Source organism: Deltaproteobacteria bacterium (assembly GCA_011375175.1).
Taxonomy (GTDB): domain Bacteria; phylum Desulfobacterota; class GWC2-55-46; order GWC2-55-46; family DRME01; genus DRME01.
On the sequence record DRME01000004.1, the window covers coordinates 15425 to 42310 of the forward strand.

23 protein-coding genes, 1 tRNA gene and 2 riboswitches are annotated in these 26886 nt (G+C 64.5%); of the genes, 3 read left to right on the top strand and 21 right to left on the bottom strand.

Annotated features, from left to right (window positions below):
- Positions 1 to 85: 85 nt before the first annotated feature.
- The 21 genes from ENJ37_00145 to ENJ37_00245 form a co-directional block, all read right to left on the bottom strand.
- Positions 86 to 3985 (bottom strand): cobaltochelatase subunit CobN, encoded by a 3900-nt coding sequence (locus tag ENJ37_00145; protein HHL38900.1) that lies wholly within the window; start codon positions 3983 to 3985, stop codon positions 86 to 88.
- Entirely contained in the window at positions 3982 to 6033 is a 2052-nt protein-coding gene (locus ENJ37_00150; protein ID HHL38901.1) for an adenosylcobinamide amidohydrolase, read from the bottom strand. Before ENJ37_00150 ends, ENJ37_00145 begins: the two co-directional genes overlap by 4 nt.
- A complete protein-coding gene (locus ENJ37_00155; protein HHL38902.1) occupies positions 6030 to 6407 on the bottom strand; it encodes a DUF2149 domain-containing protein in 378 nt (125 codons plus the stop codon). The genes ENJ37_00150 and ENJ37_00155 overlap by 4 nt, the downstream gene beginning before the upstream one ends.
- The gene (locus ENJ37_00160) at positions 6404 to 6997 is read right to left on the bottom strand and encodes a biopolymer transporter (GenBank protein ID HHL38903.1); all 594 of its coding nucleotides are present in this window, start codon (positions 6995 to 6997) and stop codon (positions 6404 to 6406) included. Before ENJ37_00160 ends, ENJ37_00155 begins: the two co-directional genes overlap by 4 nt.
- The gene (locus ENJ37_00165; GenBank protein ID HHL38904.1) at positions 6988 to 7668 is read right to left on the bottom strand and encodes a hypothetical protein; all 681 of its coding nucleotides are present in this window, start codon (positions 7666 to 7668) and stop codon (positions 6988 to 6990) included. Before ENJ37_00165 ends, ENJ37_00160 begins: the two co-directional genes overlap by 10 nt.
- 243 nt (positions 7669 to 7911) lie before the next feature.
- Positions 7912 to 9933 carry a TonB-dependent receptor gene (locus ENJ37_00170; GenBank protein ID HHL38905.1) on the bottom strand — a complete coding sequence of 674 codons (2022 nt, stop codon included), beginning with the start codon at positions 9931 to 9933 and terminating at the stop codon, positions 7912 to 7914.
- A gap of 34 nt (positions 9934 to 9967) precedes the next feature.
- Positions 9968 to 10156, bottom strand: a riboswitch (cobalamin riboswitch).
- Between the two features lie 185 nt (positions 10157 to 10341).
- Positions 10342 to 10531: riboswitch (cobalamin riboswitch) on the bottom strand.
- Positions 10532 to 10787: 256 nt separating this feature from the next.
- On the bottom strand, positions 10788 to 11654 hold the full coding sequence (locus ENJ37_00175) for a hypothetical protein (GenBank protein ID HHL38906.1): 867 nt from the start codon (positions 11652 to 11654) through the stop codon (positions 10788 to 10790).
- 38 nt (positions 11655 to 11692) lie between these two features.
- Positions 11693 to 13111: a hypothetical protein gene (locus tag ENJ37_00180; protein HHL38907.1), complete on the bottom strand. Its 1419-nt coding sequence runs from the start codon at positions 13109 to 13111 to the stop codon at positions 11693 to 11695.
- Positions 13092 to 13646 (bottom strand): hypothetical protein, encoded by a 555-nt coding sequence (locus ENJ37_00185; GenBank protein HHL38908.1) that lies wholly within the window; start codon positions 13644 to 13646, stop codon positions 13092 to 13094. Before ENJ37_00185 ends, ENJ37_00180 begins: the two co-directional genes overlap by 20 nt.
- Positions 13646 to 14656, bottom strand: a complete 1011-nt coding sequence (locus ENJ37_00190) for a hypothetical protein (protein ID HHL38909.1) — start codon at positions 14654 to 14656, stop codon at positions 13646 to 13648. Before ENJ37_00190 ends, ENJ37_00185 begins: the two co-directional genes overlap by 1 nt.
- Before the next feature lie 2 nt (positions 14657 to 14658).
- Positions 14659 to 15513: a CRISPR-associated RAMP protein gene (locus tag ENJ37_00195; GenBank protein HHL38910.1), complete on the bottom strand. Its 855-nt coding sequence runs from the start codon at positions 15511 to 15513 to the stop codon at positions 14659 to 14661.
- Positions 15513 to 17063, bottom strand: a complete 1551-nt coding sequence (locus tag ENJ37_00200; protein ID HHL38911.1) for a hypothetical protein — start codon at positions 17061 to 17063, stop codon at positions 15513 to 15515. The genes ENJ37_00195 and ENJ37_00200 overlap by 1 nt, the downstream gene beginning before the upstream one ends.
- Entirely contained in the window at positions 17060 to 17701 is a 642-nt protein-coding gene (locus ENJ37_00205) for a hypothetical protein (GenBank protein ID HHL38912.1), read from the bottom strand. Before ENJ37_00205 ends, ENJ37_00200 begins: the two co-directional genes overlap by 4 nt.
- Positions 17698 to 19491: a hypothetical protein gene (locus ENJ37_00210; GenBank protein HHL38913.1), complete on the bottom strand. Its 1794-nt coding sequence runs from the start codon at positions 19489 to 19491 to the stop codon at positions 17698 to 17700. Before ENJ37_00210 ends, ENJ37_00205 begins: the two co-directional genes overlap by 4 nt.
- Positions 19492 to 19785: 294 nt before the next feature.
- Positions 19786 to 20727, bottom strand: a complete 942-nt coding sequence (locus tag ENJ37_00215; GenBank protein ID HHL38914.1) for a CRISPR system precrRNA processing endoribonuclease RAMP protein Cas6 — start codon at positions 20725 to 20727, stop codon at positions 19786 to 19788.
- Between the two features lie 411 nt (positions 20728 to 21138).
- Positions 21139 to 21345: a hypothetical protein gene (locus ENJ37_00220; protein ID HHL38915.1), complete on the bottom strand. Its 207-nt coding sequence runs from the start codon at positions 21343 to 21345 to the stop codon at positions 21139 to 21141.
- A gap of 4 nt (positions 21346 to 21349) precedes the next feature.
- Positions 21350 to 21625 (bottom strand): CRISPR-associated endonuclease Cas2, encoded by a 276-nt coding sequence (gene cas2, locus ENJ37_00225; protein HHL38916.1) that lies wholly within the window; start codon positions 21623 to 21625, stop codon positions 21350 to 21352.
- 3 nt (positions 21626 to 21628) lie between these two features.
- On the bottom strand, positions 21629 to 21892 hold the full coding sequence (locus tag ENJ37_00230; protein ID HHL38917.1) for a hypothetical protein: 264 nt from the start codon (positions 21890 to 21892) through the stop codon (positions 21629 to 21631).
- Between the two features lie 95 nt (positions 21893 to 21987).
- On the bottom strand, positions 21988 to 22254 hold the full coding sequence (locus tag ENJ37_00235; protein ID HHL38918.1) for a hypothetical protein: 267 nt from the start codon (positions 22252 to 22254) through the stop codon (positions 21988 to 21990).
- Positions 22251 to 22796, bottom strand: coding sequence for a hypothetical protein (locus ENJ37_00240; protein ID HHL38919.1), 546 nt, complete (start codon positions 22794 to 22796; stop codon positions 22251 to 22253). Before ENJ37_00240 ends, ENJ37_00235 begins: the two co-directional genes overlap by 4 nt.
- 312 nt (positions 22797 to 23108) lie before the next feature.
- A tRNA-Arg gene (locus tag ENJ37_00245) sits at positions 23109 to 23184 on the bottom strand.
- 111 nt (positions 23185 to 23295) lie between these two features.
- Between ENJ37_00245 and pdhA the strand changes: the two genes are divergently transcribed.
- The 3 genes from pdhA to ENJ37_00260 all read left to right on the top strand — a co-directional run bounded on the left by pdhA (position 23296) and on the right by ENJ37_00260 (position 26739).
- Complete coding sequence (gene pdhA / locus ENJ37_00250; GenBank protein HHL38920.1) at positions 23296 to 24363, top strand: pyruvate dehydrogenase (acetyl-transferring) E1 component subunit alpha; 1068 nt, start codon at positions 23296 to 23298, stop codon at positions 24361 to 24363.
- Positions 24351 to 25313: an alpha-ketoacid dehydrogenase subunit beta gene (locus ENJ37_00255; protein ID HHL38921.1), complete on the top strand. Its 963-nt coding sequence runs from the start codon at positions 24351 to 24353 to the stop codon at positions 25311 to 25313. The genes pdhA and ENJ37_00255 overlap by 13 nt, the downstream gene beginning before the upstream one ends.
- 247 nt (positions 25314 to 25560) lie before the next feature.
- A complete protein-coding gene (locus tag ENJ37_00260; protein HHL38922.1) occupies positions 25561 to 26739 on the top strand; it encodes a 2-oxo acid dehydrogenase subunit E2 in 1179 nt (392 codons plus the stop codon).
- Positions 26740 to 26886 lie beyond the last annotated feature (147 nt).

A 26886-nucleotide genomic window follows, 5' to 3' on the forward strand; every position in this document is an offset into this window, starting at 1 on the left:
GCCTGGCGCGAGCCGACCTCCCCGGGGGCGGGGGGGGAAGAGGGGGAAAAAACGGCGGGGCCGCCGGCGCCCCCGCGGCAAGGGCTCATCGCCTCCGGGCCCGTCTCGCGCCGTAGAAGAGAAGGGCCGCCACGGCGGCGGCGAGCGCCGCCGTGGCGGCCGCAGCGGACCGCGGCGGCCCTTCCCCCTTCCCGGCCGTCCCGGCCCCCACCTCCTCCATGGCGAAGCCTTCCACCTCCACGGTTCCGTCGCCTCCAGGCGCGCTCCCCTCCCCCGCCTCGAGAGGGCGGCCCCGGGCCGGGCCGACGCCGATCTCCTCGAGTTCTTCGTCCCTTGGCCTCGATTGCCTGCCTGCGGCGCGCTCCAGCAGGGAGACGAAGGTCTCCACCGTTTCAGAAGCCACGCCCGCCCGCGCCGCAAGGTCTGCGGCGAGCCGGGCAAGCCGCGGGTTGGCGCAGACAAGCTCGCTGCATGCCGGACCGGCGGCGGCCACGCTCTCCACGTACTCCGAGGCGAGCTCGGCCTTCACCTCGTCGGACGGGCTCCAGTAGCCCCTGCGCACGGCCTCGAGCATCCGCGCCGTCATGGCCTGCCGGGCCCAGGGGTTCGCCCCGGCGGTGAAGCCCTCGATGTCGAGACCTCGGCTGTCCCTCACGTAGACCTCGAAGACCTGCCGCCACAGCGATGCGTCCACCTCCTCCGGTGTCGTCACCTGCCAGCCCCAGAGGTTCTCGACGAAGTCGGCCATGGCCCCGGCCCCGGCGTAGTCCTCGCCCTTCATGCCCTCGATCCAGCGGGGGTTGAGGTTTCGGCTCCTGAGCTCGCGGCCCATGACCCTCGATAGCTCCTCCACCTCCACGGCGCCGGGGCGGAGCTGGGAAGTAACGAGCGTTTCCGGGGCCCGTCCCGCCCGGCGGCGCACGGCCGCGGCGAGCCCGCCGAGGTACTGGAACATGTCGTCGTTGTCGAGCAGGCCGTAGAGGCTGGAGGAGCGCGAGTGGACGGCCACGTCCACGTCGGCAAGCTGCGCCGCCAGCAGCCTCCCGGCCTTGCCGCCCCACCTGCCGCCTCCGAATACGAAACCCATGCGCCTTTCGTAGATGTCGGCTATCTCCGATTCGTCGCGCCAGCGTGGAGAGGCCGCCGCCTCGGCCACGCCGTTTCCGTAGGAGCCCGGCTCCTCGGAGAATACGCGCAGGCGGCTCAGCTCACGGGCCTCCTCCTCGTCGAGCCCCATTTCGATAAGCCGCGCCTTCGCGCGGCGGGCGGCCGCGGCCACGAGATTCTCCACGTCGGTCTGGCGCAGGGCCAGGCCGACCGCCTCGTCGAGCCACTCGATCATGTGGGGAAAGAGGTCGCGGTAGAGGCCCGAGGCGCTTACGAGCACGTCTATGCGCGGTCTGCCGAGCTCCCGGCCCGGGACGACCTCAAGCCCCGCCACACGGCCCGATGGAAGCCACCTCGGTCTTACGCCCAGAAGCCAGAGGATCGTCGACTCGTTTACGCCTTCGTTTCTCAGGAGCTCCACGGCCCAGAGCACGACGGCCACCTTGCGGGGATAGCGGCCGTGCTCTTCGAGGTGGGTGCGTATTATCTCGTCGGCCGCCTCCTTGCCGAGCCGCCAGGCCTCGCGGCTCGGAAGCCTTGCGGGGTTGAAGCCGTAGAGGTTGCGGCCCGTGGGCAGGGCCTGGGGGTTTCGCAGCGGGTCGTTGCCCTCGCCGGGCTCGACGTAGCGGCCCTCGAGCCCGCGCAGAAGGTTTTCCATCTCCCTTTGCGCCGACGCCTCGACAAGCCGCGCCACCTCGGCCTCGTCGGCGTCCGGGTTCCGGCCCGCGACGGCCCCGGCCATGGCCCTCGCCTCGTCGGCGTCCATGGCGCGGCCGTAGGTGTGCATGCCGTAGGGGATCATCTCCTCTCTCATCTCCTCGAGGTAGTGGGTCAGCTCATGGACGAAACGGCTGCGCCCGTCGGCGCCGCCGTGGAGGCGATCCTCACCGCGGCCCGCGGTCTCGGCGGCCAGGCCCGTTGCCTGCGCGAGCCTCACAAGCTCGCTGAACTTCTCGTCGGCCGTCACCGAGCCCACGCTCCTTGCCCGCTCGTACTCGTCGGCCAGCTCGGCCATGCGGGCGTACTCCGCGTAGAGGCCCGAAGGGCGCAGCAGGGGCGTCATGTGCGAGAGCATGACGCCCCGGCCGCGCCGCTTGGCCTGCAGCGCCTCGCCCACGTCGTCGACTATGTAGGGATAGAAGTTCGGTATGTCCGTTGTCAGCACCTCGGGCGAGCACGACGGCGAAAGGCCCGCCTGCTTGCCCGGCGTCCACTCGTAGGTTGCGTGGGTGCCGAGGTGGATCACGGCGTCGGCCCCGAAGACCTCCTTGAGCCAGAGGTAGGCGGCGATGTACTGGTGGTGGGGGTAGAGGGTCGTATCGTGGGCGAGGCCGGCCGGGTTGTCGCTCCAGGCCCTGGCGGGCTCGGGCATCATCACCAGGTTTTCGCTGCGCACCATGGGTATGACGATCTTTGCTCCGTGGACCATGAGGCCTGAATCTTCCGGCTCGCCCCACTGGGCGATGACGGCCTCCCGAAAGTCCGCGGGCAGGCGCGAGAACCACTCCCTGTAGGTCTCCATGTCGAGGAGGACGGCCCGGCCCGCGGCGACGAGCCCATCGAGCTCGCCGGGCGCCCAGGAGCCGATGTTGCGCGCGCCGGCCACTATGGTCTCCCTGAGCTCCCGCTCGCCGGGCACCCCGCCCGTCCTGTAGCCCCGCGCGGCGAGCGCCGCGGCGATCTCGCGCAGCGAGGCGAAGACGTTCAGGTAGCTTGCGCCGATGTTGTGTTTACCGCGGCTGTGGTTATAGAAGATGACGGCCACCTTCTTTTCGGCGTTGGGCTTTCGCCGCAGCTCCGCCCACGCCCGAAGACGCGGTATGAGGCGTTCCACGTTCTCCGCCACCGGACGGCTCAGGTAGTATCTCTTCGAGGTCTCGGGGTCCGCCACCTCCTCCTTGGCCGAAAGGACCGTGGGCTCGACGAGCCCCGATATCTCGGGCGCGGCCATGGTCCATGCCGCCTCGGTGGAGCCTATGCCCACGGGGCTCTCCCGCCACTTCTCGATCGTGTCCCCGTAGAGGTTCACGGCCGAGAGTATGGGCACGTCGAGGTTTCGCAGGGCCCGGGCCAGACCCTCCGTCAGGGCCGAGTAGAACTTGAGCGAGAAGGCGAGCACCAGGTCGACCCTCCCCACGCCGTCTTCGTCGAGGAGGAACTTCCTTACGGCCTCCTCGTCGCGTCCGAAGCAGGCGGTGACAGAAAAGCCCGCCTCCTCGAGACGCCTTATAATGTAGTCCACCGGCTCGCGCTGCCCCTCGGTGAGAAAGGACGCAAAGAACAGGAGCCCGATGCGCGGGCTCCGGGGGTCGTGGCCTGGCCTGCCCCGCAGCCAGCGCTCGTAGGCGCCGGCGTCGGTGAAGAGCCCGTCCGCGTCGGGGTGATATATGCCGAGCCTTGTCACGGGTTCCGCCTCGCCGTAGGAGAGGCCCTCGTCGAGGTGGCGGCTTATGACGAGCCGCAGCATGTTGCGCACGTTCCCGACGCTCATGTTGTCGTAGTAGGCGCTCACCTCTTCGTCGAAGATGTAGCCCCTGCGCCGCAGCCCCTCGTCGTCCACCGAGCTTCGCAGGGCGTAGACCGTCTTGCCCGCAAGCCCTATGTGGCCGTCGAGGTAGTCGGTGAGCTCCCGGCCCATGACGTCCACAACCAGGACCTTCGCCTCGTCGATTGAGCGGCGGAGCCTTTCACCGCCTCCTGCGAGCTCTCCTGCGGCCACGACCTCGACGTCGGCGGCCGTGTCGAGGCCGGCGGCGGCGCGGTTTGCGAGGTAGGAGTTGTTGTCGATGACCATGAGGACGAGGTCGGCCGCCTGAGAGGACACGGGCGGCAGCAGCACGGCGAACAGCGCCGCGAGCGCCGCAGCCGCCGCCTTCACGGTCCCGGCCCCGCCGGCCCGGCGGCCGGACGTCCCGATGCCTTGTCCGCCTCCCTTGCGGCGAGCCCCGAGAAGATCGCCCCCACGGCCCTCGACAGCACGGGCGGCACCCCCGGCACATCGACGGCCTCCGCCCGCACGGGCCGTCCGGCTATACGGGCCGCAACGGCGTCGGCCCAGTCGCCGACGGACCCGGAGTCGGCCACCAGCCCCCTTTCCACGCCGTCGCTTACGGCGAGCATGGACTCAACGAAGCCGGCGTAGAACGGATCGAGCAGCAAGCGCTCGGCCTCGGCGCAGAGCCGCCGGTCCCCGCCGCCGAAGACGCTGCACAGCCCGTGGAACTCGATGCCCCTTTCGCGCAGCCGCCGGAATACCGGCCGGTCGGCCCTGAGGCCGTTGCCCGCCTCGACGGCCCGCATCACCCCGCGACGCACGGCCCGCGCAATGAGCTCGCCCATCTTCGTGTGGCCGCCGGCGGCGTCCACGAGGGGACCGCGTCCCTCGACCACCATGACGTTGTCCGTGCCCGTCCCCGTCGCGCCGTTTGCCGCACCGCTGTAGCTCGACCTTATGTCGAGGTCCTGGAGCGCCGCGCTCTTGGCCTCCGTTGCGGTAACCACGGCACGGGCCATGGCGCGCCCCGTAAGGCGCATGTTGGTCATTACGATGATGTTTACGGTGCCGGGGCCGCGCCGTTCCGGCTCGTAGAACGCCCCCTCGTCGTAGCCCATCCGCATGGCGTTGCCCGTCACGCCGGCGGTGACCACGACCGTTACCTCCATCTCCCTGAAGGACTCGGTGACAACGGCGGCGTCGTCCATGTCGGCACCCGTGAAGAGCACGGCCGTCGACGCCGGGTCAAGGCCCAGCGCCGCCAGGGTCTCCCGGCGCAGCCCCTCCACCCCCAGCCTGTGCCCAAGGCCCCAGGCCGGCGGCGGAAAGTAGTGGTTCGCCGCCGCCGTAACGCCGCTTCGCGGTCCATCGAGGGTTGAGAGCACCTCCATGGGCTCGCTGAAGGTGACGACGAGTGTTTTGTTCCGGAAGTCAAAGACGTCGCTCTCCACGAGCTCGGCCCGTTCAACGTAGGGGAGCTCGACGGACAGGGGCCTGCGCCTTATGACGCCCGCGGGCAGGACCGTATTGCCGGGACCGGCGAAGAGGTCTTCATAGACGGTGGCGGCGAGCCAGGCGGTGAAGTAGCCCGCATGGGTCGATACGCGGCAGGTGAGCTCGCAGGGAAAGAAGTATATGCGGCCCTCCTTCACGGCCTCGACCCCGTTCCACGGTTCGCTGTGGAGGATGGAGAGCAGGGCCCTGTCGCCGCCGCAGCCGTAGACGACCTGGGGGTCGAAGGCGAGCCACTCTTGCGCCGATACGGGCACCACGGCGCCGTCCCTGCCCCAGTGCGGCGCGATGGCCCCGGCCGCCCGTATGTACTCGTTCTGGAACGAGTCGTCGCCGGGAGCCATGAGGCGCTCTCTCCCCATTATGCGCATGACGCGAAGCCTCTGTTCCGCTGGGATGAGCGCCGTCTTGCGCGCCGTCAGCTCAAGCAGCCTGCGCTGCTCGGCGACCACCGCGGCGGCCTCTTGCTCGCGGCCGAAGATGCGGCCCAGAAGCTCGATCTCTTCGAAGCCCTCGGCCACCGTGCGGGCCGACAGGTTTACGAGCGTGGTGTGTCCCCGGAGAGGGGAGAGCGCCTCCCGGTTCAGGGCCGAATGGAAGACGAGGTCCGGGGCCAGCGCCTCGATCCGTTCGATGTCCGGCGAGACGAAGCCGCCGACGACCTCTTTGCCGGCCGCCTGGGGCCACGAGGTGTCGTGGTATGTGATGCCTGCCACGGCGTCGGCGGCTCCTATGCGAAAGAGCATCTCCGTCACCGCCGGAGACAGCGACACCACGCGGCGCGGCCTCTCATCGAGTCTCGTCTCCACGCCCGCCGAATCGGTGAAGACCAGCGGGTAGTCTCGGGCAGGTGCCGCCGCCGGCGCAAGGAGCAAGAGCAGAAGGAGCGCCGCGGCGCGCTGAAGGGTCTTCGTCTTCATTGTTTTGCGCCTCCCCCGCCGCCCGCGCCCGGTCCCCAGGTACCGTCGTCGGGCACGTAGACGACCGTGCCGTCTTCGAGGCGGTAGGCCGTGCCGAGACGGCGGCCCCGGCCCCGGCTCTTCTCCTCGGTCAGCCTCAGGGCCTCGATCCTCTTACCCTTCTTCATGATTATCTCCATCGTTCCGTCGGCGGAACGCTTGGTTATGGTCACCTCGGAGTCGTCGCGCAGCAGCTCGTCGAGGTGGTAGGCCCCGAAGAGGGCCAGCAGGAGTCCGACGATGAAGACGAGCCCCAGGTCAAAGAGGTTGGCTATACCGCTCAGGGGGTCGTCGTCCGAAGGGGGGCCGACCGGCCGGCGTCCGAGGTATCTCACCGGCCGTCCTCCCCCGAAGTCGCAAGCTCGGCGGCTATCTCCATGTGCCTTACGTCCTCCTCCACCCAGCGGCGCTGCACGGTATGAAAGAAGTGGCTCAACAGACCAAGTGTCATGCCCACGACCGTGGTCGTGAAGGCCACGACGAGTTCCCCGGAAAGGCGCGTCAGGTCGCCGTCGCCGAGCGAGGCGAGGGCCGTGCCCATGGGTATGAGGGTCCCGACCAGCCCCAGCCCCGGCCCGGCGCGCGTTACGATACGCAGCACGTCGAGCTCCTTCCAGAGCCGGTGCTCCGTCTCGCGCAGCAGGCTCATGACCGCCACGTCGGCCCGCCCGCCGCGGTCCACCTCGGCGAGCCTGCGGCAGAACGTCTCTACAGCCGGCCCGAAGCTCCTGTACTCGCCGCGCGCCAGGGCCTCAACGGCGTCTGCTGGCCTGCCGGCGCGGCGGCGTTCGAGCCAGAGGGCGAAGAACGAACCGCCGTGGACGACGACCCAGACCGTAAGCGCCGCGAGCATGGCGAGCACGGGCAGCAGAAGCGACGACGCCGTAAGAAATATGAACGACTTGAGAAGGGCCGTCACTTCCATGCTCCCCTCCTTCGCCGCATAGCTGCGCCGGCGAGGAAGGCCCCGCCGAAGAGGACGGCGAGGACCTCTCCACCGCCCCGGTCCTGCCGGGGCCCCTCGATGCTCAGGCGGTAGACCCGCGCCGCGTCTTCGAAGGGAGGCGAGACGGCCAGGACGACGAGACAGGCCGCTCCAAGGGCCATGGAGCCCGCAAGGAGGCGGGGCACGGTCCTCGAGCCTCCACGGGCGGCCCTGAAGCCCGCCGCCGCGCTCGCAGCCGTAACGGCGACGGCGCAGGCAGCGGCCGCCGCCTTCCACGCCCCCATGAGCTCGCCGAGCCCCGGCGCGCACAGGACAGAAAGCCCCGCGGCCGCCGCGAAAAGGAGAACGAAGGGCTGCGGCGCTCCGTTCCCTCCGGCCTCTCCATGGCCGCCTCCGAGGAGCGCGGCCCCGCAACCGAGAAGAAGGGCCGCGGCGAGGAGCAGGAGCTGCGGTGCGCCGGCGGCCGCCCCCTCCGGGCCGGCGGAGGCCGCAAGGACGACGGCGAGCGCAGCCCCGCCGGCGACACCGCCCCGTAGACGGCGCAGCGAGGAACGTCCGCCGCGGCCCGCCGCGGAGAGCCCGGTCCCGCTCCCCGCCCCGAGCAGCAATGCGGAAAGCGCAAGAGCGCACAGCAAGGTGAGAATATCCATAGACCGAAAAACCTCCGGCTCTTTCTCGATGGAACCCTCCCGGTCGTATCCCGGTTTTATTGCCCGCCGGTACCGCCGTCACCGGCGGCACAGGAGGCACCCGGCGTCACCCGGAGGGCCGGGCCGCGCCAGGCGGGGTCTTTTTACGCCTTTGCGGCCCGGCCCTCCGGGTGACGCCTTGGAGGGGGCGCCGCGGTCCGTTTTTCAAGGAGGCTCCCTCGGGGGAACAAACCGGGACCTCCTTCAAAAAACGTAGCGGTAGCCCGCAAAGAGGGCGCGGCCCTGCTTGGGATAGCCCTTCTTCTCGTAGTAGTACCTGTCGAAGAGGTTGTCGGCCTTGAAGGTCAGCCTGTGATGGTCGCGCAGGGTTACGGCCACGACGAGATCCACCACCGTGAATGAGGGATACTGGATCTCCGGGTATCCTGGCGCGTTCCAATCCGTGTCCTTCATGGAGCCCCGGCTTCGCAGGTGGAGCTTGCCCTCCACCCACTCGTCCTCGTAGCGTATGCCGTAGTTGATGGTATAGCGGGCCACGTTGTGGATATCGCGCATCGAGCCGCCGGGCCGCTCCTCCTCTGCCCTGAGCATGTGGGTGGAGTTGACGAACAGCGAGAGCGAGCGCTCCCAGTCGAGCGCCGCCCCCATGTCGAAGGAGACGTCCGTCTCCACCCCCTCCATCTCGGCGCTCAGGCTGTTGACGTAGGTCGTGGTGTAGCCGCTCGTTACGGTCGTTATCTTGTCGTCCACAGAGGTGCGGAAGTAGGTGACGTCGGCCCATATGCCGAGGCGGCGGCTATGGTAGCCGAGACCGGCGTCGTATGTGACCGACGACTCGGGGTCGAGGCCGGCGTTGCCGGTGGTCACCATGGTCACGCCGCCCACGACCCGCTCCGAGTAGCCGGCAAGCTGCGCGGCCGTGGGAGGGACGAAGGCCCGGCCCGCCGTGGCGTGCAGGCGCAGGCCCCCGCCGAGGAGGTAGCTCAGGCCGGCCCTGGGGCTGAAGGTGGAAAAACCCTCCGAGCGCGGCGTGAAGTCCGTCTTGTACGGCGTGGGCCTCGTCTCCACGTCGAAGGAGTCGTAGCGGCCTCCGGCCGTGACCGTGAGCCTGCCGCCCCCGAGGCTCCAGACCGTCTCCACGTAGCCCGCCCGGTTTGTGCGTCCCTCGTCGGGCGAGTAGGGGGCCTTCCTCGTACCGTCGGTCTTGTAGCTCCGGCTCTCCATGTCGATCTCCTGATAGTCGAAGCCTGCTATTATGCGGTGGTCCCCGACGGCGAGCTCGTCTCTGAGCTGGAGGCCGAACCAGTCGATCTCCGAATCGTAGCTGCGGTAGGGGTCCGACGGCACGGGCGTGGACCAGCCGGTGTAGCGCTTGTAGTTCTCGGAGGTCTCGTTCGCCTTGTAGACGGTGAGGGTGACGCGGTTGTGCGGGCCGAGGCCGCCTCCCACGGTGAGGTCGAGGCCGTAGCGGTCCAGGTCCTTGTAGCCCGCCTTCGAGTCGCCGTAGAAGATGTCGCCCGGAGTTTCGATGTCACGGCCCCGGTAGAAGTCCGCGGCTGCGTCGGCCCGCCATGTGCCGCCCATGTCGATGCCGAGGCGCAGGCCGCCGTTCTCCGTCTCATAGGTCGTGTTGGCCCTTGTGCGGCCGTCTCCCGTATCGTAGTCGCCGGAGCGGTCGTAGCGGCCGGCGTGGACGTCGAGGTCGAGGGCCTTGGTCAGGGAGCCGCCGACGGAGAACTTCTGGAAATTGGTGGCAAAGGAGCCCAGGCCCGCCTCGACCATGCCACTTGCAGGCCCCGTGCTCTTTTTTGTGATGATGTTCACCACCCCGCCCATGGCCTCGGCGCCGTAGAGAGAGGAGGCCGGTCCCTTGAGGACCTCGATCCGCTCTATGTTGTCGGCAAGGAGGGCGGCCAGGTTGGTGGCCCCCGCGGGCCTGCCGTTTACGAGCACCAGCGAGTGCTTGGTGATGCCCGAGAACTCGGGCCTGAAGCCGCGGATGCCTATGCCGGCCAGGGCCCCGGGGTACTCGATGACGTCGACCGAGCTGTTCTTCTTGAGCTGTTCGGTCAGGGTGTCGCCGGTTGTGAGCTCCACGGTGGAAGAGTCGATCACCTCCACCCTGGCCGGCACGCGCGTTGCGTCGTAGCCGCTCCTTGTGGCCGTCACCACCACCTCGGCCATGACGGGTGTGGCGGCGTCGTCTCCGGCCGAGGCCGGCGACGCCGCAAGAAGCGACGCCAGAGCAAACCATACCTTCTTCATCGTTTGCGCTCCTTTCTCCCCCCTCGGGGAATCGGGATATCGTCAGCTTCGAAGCAGGTCTCCTGGCTCTCGGTCATCCTACCGGCCGCGCCTTCCCGTCCCGACTGCGGACAGTGGCTTACGATGCGGCTTTCGTCACGATTACAGTCGCGGGGCGGCGGGAGCTTCCCACTCCCTTCCCTTAAGGAAACTCTGATTAATTACCCTGAGGGAACCTTTTTACAAAAAGGTTCCCTCAGGGTAATTAATCAGAGCTTCCTTGACTCCGAAGCACCTTGCCGCGGGGCCTTCGCCGGGAAGGCCCCGGCCCATAAAAAAACCCCGAACCTCCAAAAGAGAAGAGGTCCGGGGATGCCGTTTTTCACCCACGGGGATACGGCCGCGACCGACCACCACGACGGCCGCGGGCGACGTCATATCATCGCAGGCAGGTCTTCTGGCTTCCGGATCGTCCTACTCGCCGCGCCTTCCCGTCCCGGTTACGGACAGTGGCTTACGATGCGGCTTTCGTCCCCGGTTACAGCGGCGGGTCCGCGACGGTCTTGCACCGTACTTCCCTATCAAGGCCTTTGCGGCCACCTGCGATTATTTTCCGGTGGGAGAATATACACCGGGCGCAACAGACTGTCAAGTCTTTTTCGCCGGAGACCTTCGGAGAGAGGGATAGGGGCGAGAGGAATCGAAAAATTTTGGCGTCCTGCAGCTCGGTCCGCTTTGCAGACAAAGTACCGCGACCTCCATGCCGACCGCGGGGTTGACTGCGTCACCGCCAATCCGCCCTTCAACGACAGCGACTGACGCGGCTATCTGCTCAAGGACTACAAAGACTTGGAAGTACGGGACACCGCCTGGATTCAATAGCTGTCCGTCCTGTAGGTGATGTCGTAGGTCTTCACCTTGTAGTCGACGGTACTGACGTACTGGAAGCGGCGCCCCTCGGCGAGCGCCACGGCAGCGCCGGCTACGGTCGGAGGCTTCTGGCCGCCGGTTATATCAACCAGTATGTCGCAGGCGTTTATGCCCACACCGCCGAGGTACTCGTAGGCCGCCTCGACGGCCCTTACGAGCTCGTCGGCGTCCTCGAAGTCCACGCCCTTTCGCCACCGCTCATCGAGGTCGCCGGCCGACACGAAACTGATATTCTTCTTGCCCGTGAGCAAACGGCTCATCTCCTCAAACTTCTCGTAGTGACGCCATGTGCCCTCTATATTTTTTCCTCCCACCTCCCTGTCAATGGACGGACATACGACGACACGTTCAAGCCGGGCGAGGTGATAGGAAAAGGCGAGGAAGGGCATGAACCAGCTCTTGAAAATATCCTTACTTTTTTCGAGCCTCGGCCGGTCGGCAAGGAGACCGGCCAGCCCTTTTTCTTTGATTTCTTCGACGGTAAGGTCCTTGGGGGGAGGGCTGAGGAATATGACGAGCGCCCTGACCTCCTGGGGGGAATCGTCCTGCTGGATCCGCAGCCTCACGTGGCCCGCGGCATTCCGGCTCTCACGATATAACCACCACAAATAAACAGGGAAGAGCAGCAGGCCCAACAGAACGCCCTTGGAGCAGTTACCTGTAAGGATGGCGAACAGGCTGTTGGAGAAGACCCCGAGGAGGACGAGAAAACCTATGATGAGGGATACTATCATGATGTTGCTCGTCCTGAAGAGCGAGCGTATCACCTCGATACCGAACTCCACCGTCATACGGGGCGGTCTGTTCGCCATAACGCAATCTCCTTATCCCGCCACGGCGGGATGTCGCCTCAGGCGGGCCCTACCTTCTTTATCCTGAAATCGCCGCCTACTTCGAGCACCTTGACCTTGTGTCTCTCTCCATCGCGCCAATTGATGTAGCCCCCTGAGACCCTGCAGGAGAAGCATTCTGCATCATCGGGCTTGAGCGTGAATATGTCGCCTCTCTTCCCCATCATCGTCACCATGAGCTTGTCGCCTCTCCGTGGCGGCCTCTTATTCGCAGACCTACGATCTTCTTTAGAAGACTTTTTGTCAGAAGACTCGACACGGACGGACGAGCCGCCGGAACCGCCATGGCCGCCTCTCATGTAACAGCCGTTTTTATCTATGCCTACACCTTTGTAGTTGTTATACCGGAGGTAGCCGATCTCCGCGTGTTCGTGCTTGTCAAGACGAAGAAGCCCCATCAGCTCGTCGGGTATCGTGACCGCCTCGGCTTCCTTCTTAAGCTCGTCTGCCTTTACTGATTCCCCGCCGTCCTTCTTGTAGCGCTCCCCGCCGCGGTGGACGCGGGACTCGTCCCACTTTATGGTTATGGAGCACGAGCCGAAGCCCAAGGGCCTTGCCATCCCAACCTTGTGGCCGAGCCCCTCTTCCAGCACCATGACGCGGACGAGCGTCTTTAGTTCCTCATCAGTGAGCCCATTGAGCAGGACGTCGAAGTCGAACCTGGCGCCACTCGGGGCGTACTCCTCTATGCCGCAGGCCCTCTTCGACCACCTGTCCCCTACGTCTTCAGGCTCCTCGAACCCTTCGTGGTGGTAATAGAACTTGCGGCCGGCGATGGAACCATTACACAGCCCGTTGCCGCTGTATATGGCGTAGTGGTATGGCTTGGGGGCGGAGAGTTCCGCGAGTCTTATGTAAGCTTTGTAAGCTTCCTGGAGGGAGCATCCTTGGTCGAGCACGGCGTCGGTGAAGACCACCCTGCCGCGCAGGTGCAGGGTCTCCCCCTCGATGGCTCCGAAGAGGCGACAGGCCGGGCACAGGCTTTCGGGGCCGCGGCATCGCATGTGCTCTTCCCCCAGAGGCTTGAAAGAAAATTCTCTGGTACGCTTACCGAGCTTGACTCCGCCCTCGGTCGCCGCCAGGGGGAGGCACGAGTTCGTCACGGCCTCGAAGACGCTTCGCACCATGCCGCGGATGGAGGCGCCCTGGATGATGGGCTTGTCCGCTCCGTTCCTGAGAAACCGGAAGACCTTCTGGCCGCCCGCTCCGTTCGGGGCCGGAGTGCGCTGGTCGGCGGTGAAGAGAGGGCTCTTCGCCTCCAGCGTGCATACGAGCCTTCCGGTGTAAAGCTCCCCGAGGTCGTGCCACAGTACTGGAGCCCCCCGTTTGCTCTCCCCATTTTTCAGAGAGACGAAGTTGTAGGGATTCACCGATGGCTTGAACTCTCCGCTCACTCGTCTATCCCCCTTCCTCACCACCGAATATCTCCATCTTCACGGCCAAGCAGCGCTCGAACTCGCCGCTGCCGTTGCGCCCCCTGTACCTGCGCACAGTGAGACAGGGTGCTGCCTTTGCGTGCTGACCGACCTTACCCCACGTTATGGGGTATTTCAAATAACCCGGTATGGTGTTGTCATGAAAGACCACCATCCCGACACCGCCTTCGGGGTCCCCTGCCGGGTCCACCGGCTCGCCCCACAGGATGAGCCCGGCATCGCCGGTCTTTTCAAGCTCCAGTTCTCCACCGAACTCATCGGGCATCTTGCCATCGTCTAATATGAGCACGCAATGGAGCTTACCGTCCGACTTCTTTCGCCAGCGGTACTCGCCGTTTTCGCCGAATATGCGGCCCTGGGGCCAGATATCTGGTATACTCCAGGAGACGTTGTCGGTAAGATCGAGCCTTGCCGCGACGGGCGACTCCAACCAGGCGAAGCACAGGCCGAAACAATCCGGCTTTACCGAAGACGGATGCTCATTGGCGCCGGCGATGAAGAAACCTATAACGGCCATCAGCTCTCGCCTCCACCGCCGGAGCCGTCGGAAGACTTCTTGTTCATCTCGTCCATGCGACCGTTGAAGGCCGCGGCCGCGGCCTTCCAGAAACCTTGGGGCTCTGTTGGGATGAACTTCTCGTAGAGCGAGAGAGAACCGCCGACGCCGTTACGCTTCAGGACCTCCTCACTCGTCTCATCGTCCTGGACGAATCCGTACCTCTTCCTCTCCTCCTCTTCCACGAGCGACCCCACGCCGACAAGGCGCCCCGCGCACCGCTCCTTCGGGTAGAACAACTTCACATCCCGGACCTCGCCTTTCACAGCGCCGAACCCTTTGCTCTTTCCAAAGCCGATCTGGACGAGGCCGTCCTCGAAGTCCTTGAGGACGTAAGCCATCAGACCGAGCTGCCAGAGCTCGAAGTTGACGACGGTGATCTTAGTCTCGAATTCCGCCCCCTCCAGCACGTGGAACCTCATGTTGGCGCCTCCGCCACCGCCTCCCCCGGTGTAGACGCCGCCTGTAAACCTGTCTATGCCTATCATGTCGCGGAAGGCCGACGTGCCTCTCACGTCGGCGTCGGCGAAGGTGATCCGGCTCGCATGGCCGGCGAGGCCGAAGAGCTTACAGGCGAGACACGCCTCTTTGTATACGTCAGCTTTTCCTTCGAGGCGCTTGCCGCAGGAGCGAAAGCGGCTCCCGCCGTCCTGCTCGAAGGGGTCGCAGGCCGCCTCTGCCGGCTTATCGCCATTGTAGAGCGTGCGGATTATCCTCTCGGCCTGGGCCCGGAAAGGGCCGCGGATCGACGTGGCCGGGACGTAGAAATCGAGCACCCCGAGCCCGGCCCCGTCGCCGCCGGCCTCCTTCACCTTCTTCTTCACATCCCGCAGGGGCGTGCGGCTTATAAAGACCTTGTGGGGCGCCTTGTCTCCCTTCGTCTTCTCGTACCTTCCGTCCGCTATAAGAAGCGGTCCATCGCATTTGAGCCTCCAGGTTATGACCGCCTCGCAAAGTTTCTTCTTGAGCATCGCTACACCTCAGGCCCCGATTTCGAAGATGCCGAAGGATCGAAGATTTCAAAGGACCAGCTTATCTTTTTCTCACTGAGAGGCTCCTCTCCCCTGGCGAGCATCTCGAGCATGGCCGCCGTGTCGTCAAAGCCCTTGACCTTCACATCGCTGAGCTTCACGAGTCCCAGCCCCGCAGCCCGCTTGCCGCCCACGTGGATGCCGCCCTTGAGCACGAGTAAGGCTATGTTTATGAGTAGATGATCGCTTCCCTCCTTCTCGATATTCTCCGCCGTCATCTCGAATCCGAAAGAGAGGCCGCCGCTGTCCAGCACCTCGTAGTCGAACTTCACATTCTCTCTCGCCGCCCCGGTGTCGCGGTCGATGCCCACGCCGTCCCTGATGATGGACCGGTCGCGGTGCTCACCTCTCTTCAGCGGGACGGAGTCGTGGAATACGAGCCTTGAGGCGAAGACCGTAGAGCCGAAGAGCCGACAGACGTCGCAGTGGGCGGTCAGTATATGATTCATGAGCCGCTCCTCCCGCTCCGCGCTGTCGGTCACCCCACCGTCTTCGAGCTCTTCGAGGAACGCCTTGGCCTTCTCGTTGCAGTCGTCCCCGGTGAAGAGCGTGCAGCTTTTAAGGCCCTTGACTACGCCCGCCCCGATTATCCGCTCCACCTCGGAGCGGACGGCTCCGCGCAGGCTGCTGCCGGGGATGAGCGGCCTCCTCGATGCGTCACGCATGAGCGGTGCGTCGGTCTCGTCGGAGGCGACACCGCTGGAGAGCCGCAAGGGGGTCTTGAGCTCCAGTGTGCCGGTGAATATGTAGCGGTTTGCAAGAACGCCATGGTCCTTCATGGTAGTGCCGCTCATCATTATTCCTCCTCCTTACAACAGTCCATCGGCACGGGCTCCTTGAAGCTTGCCTCGATGCGGTATCTGTTATGAAACTTCCTCCAGAAACGGCGCAGCAAATCGAGTCCTTCGGCGCCGCCGGCGCAGAGGCCGCGCCTGTAGCGCTTCTCCTTCACCACGTAATCCTTGAAGAGGTCGCCAAGGCTCTCGCGCCTTCTCCTCCCTTCAAGGAGCCACGAACCCTTCTTGCCGGTACGCTCGGCCCCTTTCCGGAGCTTGCCCAACTGGTTGTCGATGAAGCTGCAAATATTCTCCTCCGCCTCCTCAAGGTCTTTCGCGCGCCTTATGCGTTCGGCGAGGGCCGCCATCTGAGAGGACGATATCCGTGACGGCCCGAACCCCAGGGCATAGAGGTCCCCGGCCCTCTCGGCGAGGATTGAGTCCAGGTCGCGGCCCGGCAGCCCTTCGGCGACGTCTTCCCGCTCCGCCTCCACATGGAAAGGGTGCCACAGCATGGCCCTGCCGTAGCCCTCGAGCCTCCCTTCGCCGATGAAGCCGACGCCGTCGCCATCTGGTATGCAAGGGTTATCGACCCCCTTCTCGGCCTCGAAGAGGAAGACACTGCCGGCCGCAAGCGCCGTCTTCGGCGTCCTCGGGAGCCCTATGGGCTCGCCGTCGAACCCGAAGACCCTGCGGGTGGCGGCGAAGACATTTGCCGGCGCCTCCTTCCAGTCGCTCACCTTTATGCCGAGCGGCTCGAGGTCCTTTATGGTAAGAGACGTCCTGTCACGGAGGTAATCGTCGGTGAAGAGGGCGTCGCAAAGCAGCGTAACGGCGAGCACGGGCCGCCCGAACTTCTCTTTAAATGCCTCGAAGCGCTCTTTCGCGCCGGCCGGAGGCCAGGCCCAGGCCGCCTCGCCGGCCATCGAGACCCGCGCCCATCCCATACCGCGGCTCACGCCCTTGCCGATGCGGACCTCGAACCCGTCCCCCACGAGTTTCCTTATCTTAGCCACGAGGTCCTCGTCACCGTAGATGCGGCCCACGAAGCGCTGCCCCTCTTCCATGACCCGCTGCGTATAGAGCCTGCCGTGGTCGGCCGAGCCCCTGGCGCGGCTTATGGCGGTCCTCGTGACGAGCCTTCTCGTTACGCCGACCTCCCTGAACCGCATGGGGTCGTAGAAGCCATTGCAGTAGTCCAGGGGCTTGCTGCAGGGAGTGTCCTCATACTCGCACCGGAGTTCGCCGTTCGATGCGAGCAGGTCCATTACGCCGTGGCCTCCGTCGGCCCTGAACCCCCCGTAGTACTTGCAGGTGCGGGCCGAGAGGGGTATCGCCTGCGCACCGTCCTTGAAGGCGAAGCCGAAGGAGAGCTTGTCGCCCAGAAAAAGTCGCTTGAACTCCGGGGAGGAGGCGTCTCCGCCCTCATCTATGTACCGCCACGCGAGCACGCCGCGAAGCGTGTTGCCGGGGATGAAAGTCAGCGTATCGACGAGATTGGACGATGGCGGCCCTGCGGCTATGAGGGTCGGCGAGTCGAGCCTTATCTCCAAGGCCGTCCGTCCCGTCATCCTTCGTCCTCCCTTATCACTATGCCGCCCCTGAGGCGTCCCCGTCCCGCGGCCTTGCGGCCGCCCACGGCGTCGACGAGCCGCGCAACGCCCTTGAGGAAAGCGATCTCTTCTTCTTTCAGCCCGCGGCAGACGATCCTTCCCTTGAAGACCGCGGGTCCGACGACCTCGTCGAAGTATAGGTGATCTTCCATGGCCCGCCTCGTCCGGCGCGAGAGTGCCACGCCGGGCCGCACAATGGAGCCGGGCCTGAAGACAGGGCCGTGGCGGAGGCCGCCCACGGCCTCTTTGAGGGACTCCCATACCGCGCCGTCCATCACGGCGTCGCTGAAATGGAGCATCGCAGGGATGGCGGGGGCGCCGAACAGCCTGCATACGACGCAGGCCCGGTCCGCCTCCTTGCATAGCGGCTTGTCCTCACCGTGCATGGTAAAGTCGTGATACTTGCCTTGAGAGGCGCGCAAGACCCGCTCGACGAAGAACCGCAGGCGCCCCTTGACGGTGGAGCCCGGTATGCATGGCGCTCCGTCGCTCCGCCGCACCACCGTCCTGTCCAGGAGCCCGGTCACGCCGAGGCCGGTGAATACCCCCACGGGGGAGTCGAACTCGAGTGTGTAGACAAGCTTCGTATCGGTCATGGAGCCGTCCCTTGTCTTCGGGGATGGACGAAGTCATAGAGCTCAACAAGCTCCGACAGGGGAGAGGCGCATCTTCCTCCGCGACGCCGGAAAGGGAATCTGTCAACATCGAACTTCCCTGTACCGAAGAAGAAGGAAACAAAGGGGTTTTCCGTGGTATTTTCAGACGTGAGCGTCCCCCCGTCCTTGAGTCTTGCGAGGAGGGAGATGGAGTCGAACCGGGCCTGCAATACATTGTCCTGAAAGAGAGAAGAGTAAAGCGCCTCGAGCTTGCCGCGGGGGAAACTCTCCTTCTTCATCTTCCTTATGGTTTCCACGAGCCGTCGGGTCTCGTCGGGCGTATAGGGCCGCTCGGTGAGCATCACGGTCTCGCCATCGTGGCGGCGCTCGTACTCCTTGCGCCTCGTCTTGAGTGACTCGCTCACCGAACTGTGCTCCACCATGAAATCGAGCGTCCCCATGGCGCAGCCTTCCTGCGCCTCCCGCCGCTTGGCCGACTTCATCAGCTCCGAGGCCAGCTCGACGAGCATGACCGCCGGGTAGGTGCAGTGCGACACGACGACCCCCGCCGATGTGGAGAGTCCTTCTTCGCGGAAAGGCCTCTTGAGGCGTCCGTAGGCGATCCACTCCTGTTGAAGAAGCTTCGTCTTCTCGTGGAAGAGCTCCAGGAAAGTCGCGGCCGTCTCCACCGCGCAGTGAGCCGGAACGGCCAGTATGAGGTCGTCTCCGCCGGCCATGATGAACTCGGCCGGTACGTACCTGCCCTTGCCCTTTCTGCCGTCATTGATGTCGATGTCGTCGTATTCCTTGAAACTGGTCGCCCCAAGAAGAGCAGCGCTGCTCCACTTTTCGCCGTCATTGATGTCGATGTTGTCGTATTCCTTGAAACCGACGTGTTTTATGACGGCCTCAGCGGCCGCCTCCTTTGTGGCCCTGTCGACTATCTCGGAGAAGGCCCTGTAGGCCTGCTTGCACTCTTCTTCGTCGCCGAATCGCTCTCCGATCCCCTTGACGACCTCGCCCATGCGGTTGCCGTCGGCGTAAATGAGACCCATGTAGTTTCCAGGCCGCGACGCCTCGCCGATGTCGTCGAAGTCGACCGGAAGCAGCAGCAGCTCTGTCCCGCTGCCGTACCGACGGTCGAGCTCGCCGGCGAGGAAGGAGAGTATGAAGTCCGGCCTCTCATTCCTGATCTTTTCGAGATTGACGGGGAGCCAGCGGCTGCAGTTGCACTTTTCGTACCTGTAGAAGTAGTTTATCTCCGTTCTCTTGCAGTGGCACGACCGGCACAGCATGTGTTCGCCCTGGATGTCCGCCATGGGCCTTTCGGCCGGGAAGGCGCCGCAGGAGGTGCAGGGCCTCACCCATCGCCCGCCTACGGCCGGGCCTGCCCAGCCGCCCGCGAGCTTCTCCTCCCTGGAGCGGCCCACGGCCCTCGCCACCCACCCGGCGAAGTTCTCGCCTTCCCTGCGCTCCTCGACAGGAGCCGAGACCCGGGCGTTCACGGTGTACTCTCTGTAGAGGTCCTTGACACGAGCTGCGAATGCGTCGGCCTCTTCCCGTTTTTCGAAGAGCGCCCTCCCCGATCCTCCGCCGAAGTAGACTTCTTCGACGCCGCCGGACCAGGTGGTCTTTGAGAGGCACTTTCCGACGCAATGGGTGTTGAGCTTGTCGAGCAGCATGCTGGCGCCGCGCACCTCGCGCAGGAAGGGGGAGGCGAAGAGATAGTCCTTTACCTTCAGGGTCTCGACGACGACGAGAAATCTTTTTCGGCCTGGCGATGAGGGCATAGCTTGAGAGTCGAGAGAGGCTTTCGACTGCAAGAGAGAAGAGATACCGGACCGGTGCCCTGCGGCACCGCCGGCAGACCCGATATAGACTGACGGCCTGGTCGATGGCTCAGGCCGCCGGAACCGTCAGATGGCAGGCGGTCGTTGGGATGGCTTATCGATGGATGTCCGGCCGCTGACGCACCGTAATATTACACTGATCACGGCGCCGGTGTCAAGCGTATGTTTATATTTGCTTGAAGGCAATATGAAGCCTTTTTGCGTGAAGACGGAGAGGCGGTTAGCGCCGTCCCTTCACTCTCCTTCCAGCACGTAGCGTCCGAGTCCGAAGGTGGCTCCCTTGCCGGCGTGCAGCGCCTCGCCCAGGCGCAGTATGGGCGCGAACCCGGCGTCCACCCCCCTGAAGACGACCGTCCCCACGAGTCCGCCGAGGCGCATGCGGGTCTTCTGGCGCGACGAGTAGCGTTCCCAGTCGTGCCAGCGGAGGTCGGCGTGCGCCCTCTCCACGGCCGACGCCCTTTCGATGAGCCCCCTGAAGTCGAGCTCCAGTCTCACTGCGCAGTGGAACCAGGCGAGCGCCGAGAGCCTGCGAAGAAGCGTTCTCACCAGGTGGTGGAAGGCGAGGTCCGAGACGAGCGAGCCGCCGTGGACGATGCGAAGCGGCGTCAGCAGGCGAAGGCGCAGCCCGCCGCCGGGCCGGATGGGCAGCGTCGCGCCGCGGGCCGGCCTCAGGACGCCAGCCGTGGCGCCGAACCTCTCGCTTACGCCGTCGTAGACGACCTTTCCGTCCGAGCCGTCGCAGACGGCCTCGACCGTGAACCTGCCGCGTCCCCTGCCGGCGCCCGCTCGTCCGAATCCGACGAAGGCCCGCACGAACCATGGCAGGTAGTCTACGGCCCTGCCCACGAGCACGGCCCCGGCCTCGAAGGTTCGGCCGGGCTCGTAGTACGTAATGCCGTCGTCCGGCGGTTCGAGGACGAAGGGGTGGGGGACGGAACGGTATAGGCGGAGCATGGCGGCGTCCGGCGGTGGCGGCGTCTCGAAGAGGTAGGCGTAGGGGCAGGTCGCTCGGAAGGCGCAGTCCAGGCATTCCACGCCCTTGACCATACAGGCGGCGCGCTTCAGGGCGCGACCCAGGCCGCCGCGCAGGGCCGATCCCTTGAAGGGCGGCAGCCTTACGGCATCGACGGCCCGCAGCCGCAGGGTGTATCTGGAGCAGGTCACGGCATGGAGCACGGAAACGGCCTCTCAGGCCTGGACGCCGGCGGCATGGCCGGGCGGTCCTTCAAGGAAACCCGGCTCTACCGCCCATGGGAGACTCTCCCAGGAAAGTTGCTCCCGGCACCCCCCGAAATAAATCAGAGCCTCCACGAGTGCTCGGCGGTTAACGCTTGAGGAATGATTTACAGGAATATCAGGCCGGACTCAAGGCGTCTTCAGGCGGCGTTCCCCAGGCGGAGTGAACGGAGGGGCTTACGCCTTCCCTTCTACTTCAGGTCATATGTTGCAAGTCTGCGCGCTCGGGACCCAGATGGTTTATCTTCCCGGGTTGTTTCAATCCCTTCTACTTCAGGTCATATGTTGCAAGTTGGTGTGCCGACGGGCCCGGTTTTCCGGGCGATGAGTTTCAATCCCTTCTACTTCAGGTCATATGTTGCAAGGGCGCCCCTTTTTTTCCTTTTCTTTCCAGGCAGTTACACCAAGCCTTTTCATAACCCCCCTTTCTTGATATCGGTTTTCAATTAGCGGGACCGCAACAGAAGGCGGCAAAAACGGTTTTTCCCAATAACCGCAAGCAGTTACGAGCTTCAGATAACCTCCCGTACTTTCATCCCCTTTTGCGGCTTCCGCCAACTCACTATAAAATATAGTGTTTTTCGTCAACCGTCCTGTCTCCGCGCCCGATTATCACGAGCCGGCGCTCGCAGGACGCGCAGACGCCGTAGACGCGGACGCTGTCCTCGCCGCCGTCCACTACGTCGGCTATCCGGCCGAGCATCTCGTCGAGCTCACCATCGGCGAGGAGACACTCGAATACGCTGTAGTGAACGCGACGGCCGAAGTCCTTCAAAAGCTCGGAGAGCCTGGTGCGTCTCGGCGTATCGGGGATGTCGTACGACACAATATACAACATCGCTCATGGCCTTTCAAGAGAAAACGCACAGTAGGCGGGACCGCCCATGAGCGCCGCAGCGAGACGTTCGGCCTGACGGCGGAAGGAGCGGCGGAGATCGGTGCCATGGCCGCCGGCCAGGGGACGGGTCAGGTGCTCCTCCCATGCGGCGAGGTAACGCTTCATGGCATCACGACGCAGGTAGACGCCGCCGCCGCCGCGCTCGTGGAAGTCGGAGGCCTTCATGACGCGCCTGTTGACGAGCCGCAGGGTGAGCCTGTCCACCACCGGGGCGCCAGCGGCTCGCCTTCACGCGAAGGCAGGCCGGGCGGAGATTCCCGCCGGTCGTCACGCGGTCAAGCACGGCGGCCTCAAACACAGATTCAGAAAGGGTCGTGATCGAATATCTCCACCTCGCCGGTAACGGGCGAGTCGTAAACGAGCCGCCTCACACGGCCGTGGAGGGCGTGGGCGACCTTGAGGTACAGCCACACCGGCGCCCGGCCCGTAAGGACCGCCTCGCAGCCGGGGGTGACGAGCTCCTCGACCCTGGCGATGTAGCCGTCGAGCCCGCCGAGCCTCGCCGTGCCGTCGAAGAGGGTGGAGAGGTCCACCACTACACGCCCCCTGTCTCCGCCCTCCCGCTTCATTTCACCAGCGGACACCAGTAGTCGTAGAGACGAGGCGAGACGCCAGCGGGACTCTTCTGGTAAAGGATTACGGGCCTCCAGTTGTCGAAGACGGCGCCAATAAGCACCCCGGCCATGACCGGCCCCTGTAAGAAGAGATGGACCTCGCTTGCCATCATGGTTTCGAGCTCCCTTCGCATGGCGCGAAGCCGGTTTATGAACTTCTCGATGCCGTCGCGGCCCTTTATGCCGTCCATGTTGAGCTCCATCACTTTCATCTTCTTACCACTGGCCTTGAGGTACGCCTCCACGTCGCCCTTTATCGAGTGCGTCGCAGAGACGAGCGAGACGGCGAGGGCCACGGGGGTCTCGGACACCGGAGCCTTTTCGTAGAACTCGATCCGCTCCCTTAAGCCGTCGAGACTCGGCGTCTTGCGGGCGAGCTCGCGCAACTGCCTGTTCTGCCGCCACAGCCTCCAGCCGGAAAAACCGGAGAAGACCATGGCTAAAAAACTGAATATCGCCTCCACGTTCGTGAACCACGTCCATAATATATCCGACATATATGCGCCTCCCCGGTTCGCAGACGGTCGTGAAACCTGGAAAAGAGTGCGGCACACGACGAATGACCCCATGCCGACAAGGAGTGAAAGATATCACGAGAATATTACCCTTTCCCCCTCCCTGTCAACTCGATTTTTCACGGAACACCGATTTGTCTGAAAGGGTTTCATCATGACATATACGAGCGTGCCCGCCCCTTCCGGGAAGAGCCCCCTTGCCTCGCATCCGGCGCTTGAGAAGCTCGAAGATCGGGCACTCAATGGACACAAAGAAAAAGGGGCTGCGGCATCGCCGCAACCCCTTGATTTCCATGGCGCCCCCGGCACGACTCGAACGTGCGACACACGGATTAGGAATCCGTTGCTCTGTCCTCTGAGCTACGGGGGCGCTCGAAGTTGGATATTTTACCACCGCCGCCCCCCAAGTCAAGACTTTTCCGCCGGACCGCCCGGCGGCCGGCCTCTTGACAAGGCACTTTCTGATGGTAAACTCAAAAGGATGGCGCTTCGGACGATCAAGAACTTCGAGGTCAAATACCTCCAGATACTCGACGAGGACGGCCGCTTCGACGCTTCGCTCATGGACGAGCCGCCTGATGCGGTCGTCAGGGAGTTCTTCTCCAAGATAATCCTTGCCAGGACCTTCAACTCCAGGGCCCTGAGCCTCCAGCGCGAAGGGCGCATCGGCACATACGCCTCCATCTTCGGCCAGGAGGCCTCACAGATAGGCACGGCCCTAACCTTTGAAAAGGACGACTGGATATTTCCCACCTTCAGGGAGTCGGGCGTATACGTGGCGCTCGGCCATCCCATCTCCGCGCTCTTCAACTACTGGAAGGGCGACGAGCGGGGCATGTCCCCTCCCCAGGGGCTCAACATCTTCCCCATGAGCATCCCCGTGGGCACCCAGATACCGCACATAGCAGGCGCCGCCATGGCGCTCAGGATCAAGGGCGCCGACGCGGCGGCGGCCGGATACTTCGGCGACGGCGGCACCTCAAAGGGCGACTTCCACGAAGGGCTCAACTTCGCCGGCGTCTACAACCTGCCCGCCGTCTTCCTCTGCCAGAACAACCAGTTCGCCATATCCATTCCACGGACACAACAGACGGCGGCCGAGACCATGGCCCAGAAGGCGATAGCCTACGGCTTCGAGGGGGTGCAGGTGGACGGCAACGACGTCTTCGCCGTCTACAAGGCCACACGCGACGCCCTCGAAAAGGCCCGCTCCGGCAGGGGACCCACCCTCATCGAGTGCTTTACCTACAGGCTCGACGACCACACCACGGCCGACGACGCCTCGCGCTACCGCGACGAAAGCGAGGTGGCCGCCTGGCAGGGACGCGAACCGCTCATCCGGCTCCGCGCCTACATGAAGGGCCGCGGCCTGTGGAGCGAGGAGTACGAGCGGCAGGTGACCGGAGAGGCCGAGCGGACGGTCGACGCGGCCATAGAAGAAGCCGAGTCCGCGGCGCCGCCCGAGCCCGCCGACATGGTGCGCCACACCTACGGCGAGCTCACGCCGCGACAGATAAACGAGCTCGAGGAGTTGGGATGGCGACGCTGAACCTCGTCCAGGCCGTCACAAGCGCCCTGGCCGACGAGATGGAGCGCGACGCCCGCGTCGTGCTGCTGGGCGAAGACATAGGCAGGGACGGAGGCGTATTCAGGGCCACCGAGGGCCTTCTCGAAAGGTTCGGCCCCGAGCGCGTCATCGACACGCCGCTCGCCGAGCTCGGCATCATCGGCGCCTCCATCGCCATGGCGGCCTGCGGACTAAGACCGGTCGCCGAGATACAGTTCATGGCCTTCATCTACGGCGGCCTCGAACAGCTCATAAGCCACGCCGCCAGGCTGCGCTCGCGAAGCCGCGGCCGCTTCACCGTCCCCATGGTCGTGCGCACCCCCTACGGCATAGGCATAAAGGCCCCTGAACTCCACTCCGAGTCCACCGAGGCCATCCTCTGCCACGTGCCGGGACTCAAGGTCGTCGTCCCCTCCACGCCGTACAACGCCAGGGGACTTCTCACGGCCGCCATCCGCGACCCCGACCCCGTCATCTTCCTCGAACCCTCGAGGCTCTACCGCGGCGTCAAGGGCGAGGTGCCGGAAAGACCATACGAGATCGAACTCGGCAGGGCGAGCGTCTACCAGGAAGGCACAGACCTCACCGTCGTGGCCTGGGGCACCATGCTCCACAGGGCCGTCGAGGCGAGCGAAGGCTTCGACGCCGAGATAATAGACCTCATGACGCTCAAACCCTTCGACGAAGAGACAATCATCGAGTCGGTGAAGAAGACGGGCCGGCTCGTCATAGTCCACGAGGCGACCAGGAACTGCGGCCTGGGGGCCGAGATATCGGCGCTCGTCGCCGAAGAGGCCATCCTCCACCTCAAGGCGCCGATAGTGAGAGTGGCGGGCCCCGAGGCCGTCGTGCCCCTTGCGCTGCTCGAAGACCATTACATGCCGTCGAAAGAACGAATACGGCGCGCCTACGAACGGGTCATGGAGTTTTAGGGAAACTCTGATTTATTGCACTGAGGGAACCTTTTTGTAAAAGGTTCCCTCAGACTCCCTCCAAAAACTTTTAACGCGACTTGGTTTCCCCCTGTTTTGCCAAGCAAAACAGGGGGAAACCAAGTCGTATTGAAAGTCTTTGAAGGGGGTCTGGGGGAAACTTTCTACAGAAAGTTTCCCCCAGAGTAATTAACAGAGTAATTAACGACCGTCGCCGCAAAGCGGAGCAAGAAGGCGAGGTGTGAAGATGCCCCATGAATTCAAGCTGCCCGACCTCGGCGAGGGCATAACGGAAGGCGAGATAGTGAGGTGGCTCGTCAAGGAGGGGGACCGCGTCGACGCCCACCAGGGGGTGGTCGAGGTGGAGACCGACAAGGCCATCGTGGAGGTGCCGTCTCCGAAGAAAGGGGTCGTCGCAAGGCTCAACAGGAAGGAGGGCGACACCGTCGAGGTGGGAGAGGTCATATTCACCCTGACCGTCGAGGGCGAGGAGAAGAAGCTCGAGCAGCGGCCCGCCTCGCTCTCCGTCGTCGGCACCATGCCCGAGACCGAAGAGGTGCTCGCCACCCCCGGCGTGCGCCACCTGGCCAAAAAGCTCGGCGTGGACCTCAACGGCGTGGCCGGCACCGGTCCCGGAGGGCGCATAACCGAGGAGGACGTGCGCGATGCCGCCATGGCCCAGGGCGCGGCGGCCTCCCCGGGCGGCGACCGCGACAGGTACGGCCCCGTCGAGAGGATAAAGCTCAAGGGCGTGCGAAAGAGCATCACCCGAAGGCTCATCCGCTCACAGAAGGTCTCGGCCTTCGTCACGGCCATGGACGAGGCCGACGTCACCGGCCTGTGGAACCTCAAGAACCGCGAAAAGGAGGCGGCCGCGAAGCTGGGCGCACACCTCACCTTCATGCCCTTCTTCATCAAGGCCGTCCAACACGCCCTCAAGGCCCACCCCTTGCTCAACGGCTCGGTCGACGACGAGGGCGAGGAGATCGTGGTGAAAAAGTACTACAACATCGGCATCGCCGTGGACACCGACGAGGGACTCATGGTGCCGGTCGTAAAGGAAGTGGACCGCAAATCCATAGTGGAGCTCGCCGCCGAACTCGGAGAGCTGAGCCGCAAGGCCAGGGAGAGGAAGATAACGCTGGACGAACTCAAGGGCTCCACCTTCACCATCACCAACTACGGCACCTTCGGCGGCCTCTTCGCCACCCCCATCCTCAACCACCCCGACGTGGGCATACTCGGCACAGGACGCATCCGCGACAAACCCTGGATCCACGAGGGCGAGATCAAAATACGCAAAATACTGCCCATCTCGCTCACCTTCGACCACCGCGTGGTGGACGGCTCCGAAGCATCGCTGTTCATGAGCCGCATCATCAACTACCTCGAAGACCCGGGCAAACTCTTCATCGAAAGCGCTTAGGTAAGCTCTGATTTATTGCACTGAGGGAACCTTTTTGTAAAAAGGTTCCCTCAGACTCCCTCCAAAAACTTTTAATGCGAGTTGGTTTCCCCCTGTTTTGCCTGGCAAAACAGGGGGAAACCAACTCGTATTGAAAGTCTTTGAAGG

Excerpts from the sequence above, each read along its gene's own strand:
- ENJ37_00195 (HHL38910.1), bottom strand. The coding sequence starts at position 15,513 with ATGATGAGCGGCACTACCATGAAGGACCATGGCGTTCTTGCAAACCGC.
- ENJ37_00260 (HHL38922.1), top strand. The coding sequence starts at position 25,561 with ATGCCCCATGAATTCAAGCTGCCCGACCTCGGCGAGGGCATAACGGAA.
- ENJ37_00160 (HHL38903.1), bottom strand. The coding sequence starts at position 6,997 with ATGGAAGTGACGGCCCTTCTCAAGTCGTTCATATTTCTTACGGCGTCG.
- ENJ37_00175 (HHL38906.1), bottom strand. The coding sequence starts at position 11,654 with ATGGCGAACAGACCGCCCCGTATGACGGTGGAGTTCGGTATCGAGGTG.
- ENJ37_00255 (HHL38921.1), top strand. The coding sequence starts at position 24,351 with ATGGCGACGCTGAACCTCGTCCAGGCCGTCACAAGCGCCCTGGCCGAC.
- ENJ37_00165 (HHL38904.1), bottom strand. The coding sequence starts at position 7,668 with ATGGATATTCTCACCTTGCTGTGCGCTCTTGCGCTTTCCGCATTGCTG.
- ENJ37_00170 (HHL38905.1), bottom strand. The coding sequence starts at position 9,933 with ATGAAGAAGGTATGGTTTGCTCTGGCGTCGCTTCTTGCGGCGTCGCCG.
- pdhA (HHL38920.1), top strand. The coding sequence starts at position 23,296 with ATGGCGCTTCGGACGATCAAGAACTTCGAGGTCAAATACCTCCAGATA.
- ENJ37_00240 (HHL38919.1), bottom strand. The coding sequence starts at position 22,796 with ATGTCGGATATATTATGGACGTGGTTCACGAACGTGGAGGCGATATTC.
- cas2 (HHL38916.1), bottom strand. The coding sequence starts at position 21,625 with ATGTTGTATATTGTGTCGTACGACATCCCCGATACGCCGAGACGCACC.
- ENJ37_00150 (HHL38901.1), bottom strand. The coding sequence starts at position 6,033 with ATGAAGACGAAGACCCTTCAGCGCGCCGCGGCGCTCCTTCTGCTCTTG.
- ENJ37_00185 (HHL38908.1), bottom strand. The coding sequence starts at position 13,646 with ATGGCCGTTATAGGTTTCTTCATCGCCGGCGCCAATGAGCATCCGTCT.
- ENJ37_00200 (HHL38911.1), bottom strand. The coding sequence starts at position 17,063 with ATGACGGGACGGACGGCCTTGGAGATAAGGCTCGACTCGCCGACCCTC.
- ENJ37_00235 (HHL38918.1), bottom strand. The coding sequence starts at position 22,254 with ATGAAGCGGGAGGGCGGAGACAGGGGGCGTGTAGTGGTGGACCTCTCC.
- ENJ37_00205 (HHL38912.1), bottom strand. The coding sequence starts at position 17,701 with ATGACCGATACGAAGCTTGTCTACACACTCGAGTTCGACTCCCCCGTG.
- ENJ37_00210 (HHL38913.1), bottom strand. The coding sequence starts at position 19,491 with ATGCCCTCATCGCCAGGCCGAAAAAGATTTCTCGTCGTCGTCGAGACC.
- ENJ37_00190 (HHL38909.1), bottom strand. The coding sequence starts at position 14,656 with ATGCTCAAGAAGAAACTTTGCGAGGCGGTCATAACCTGGAGGCTCAAA.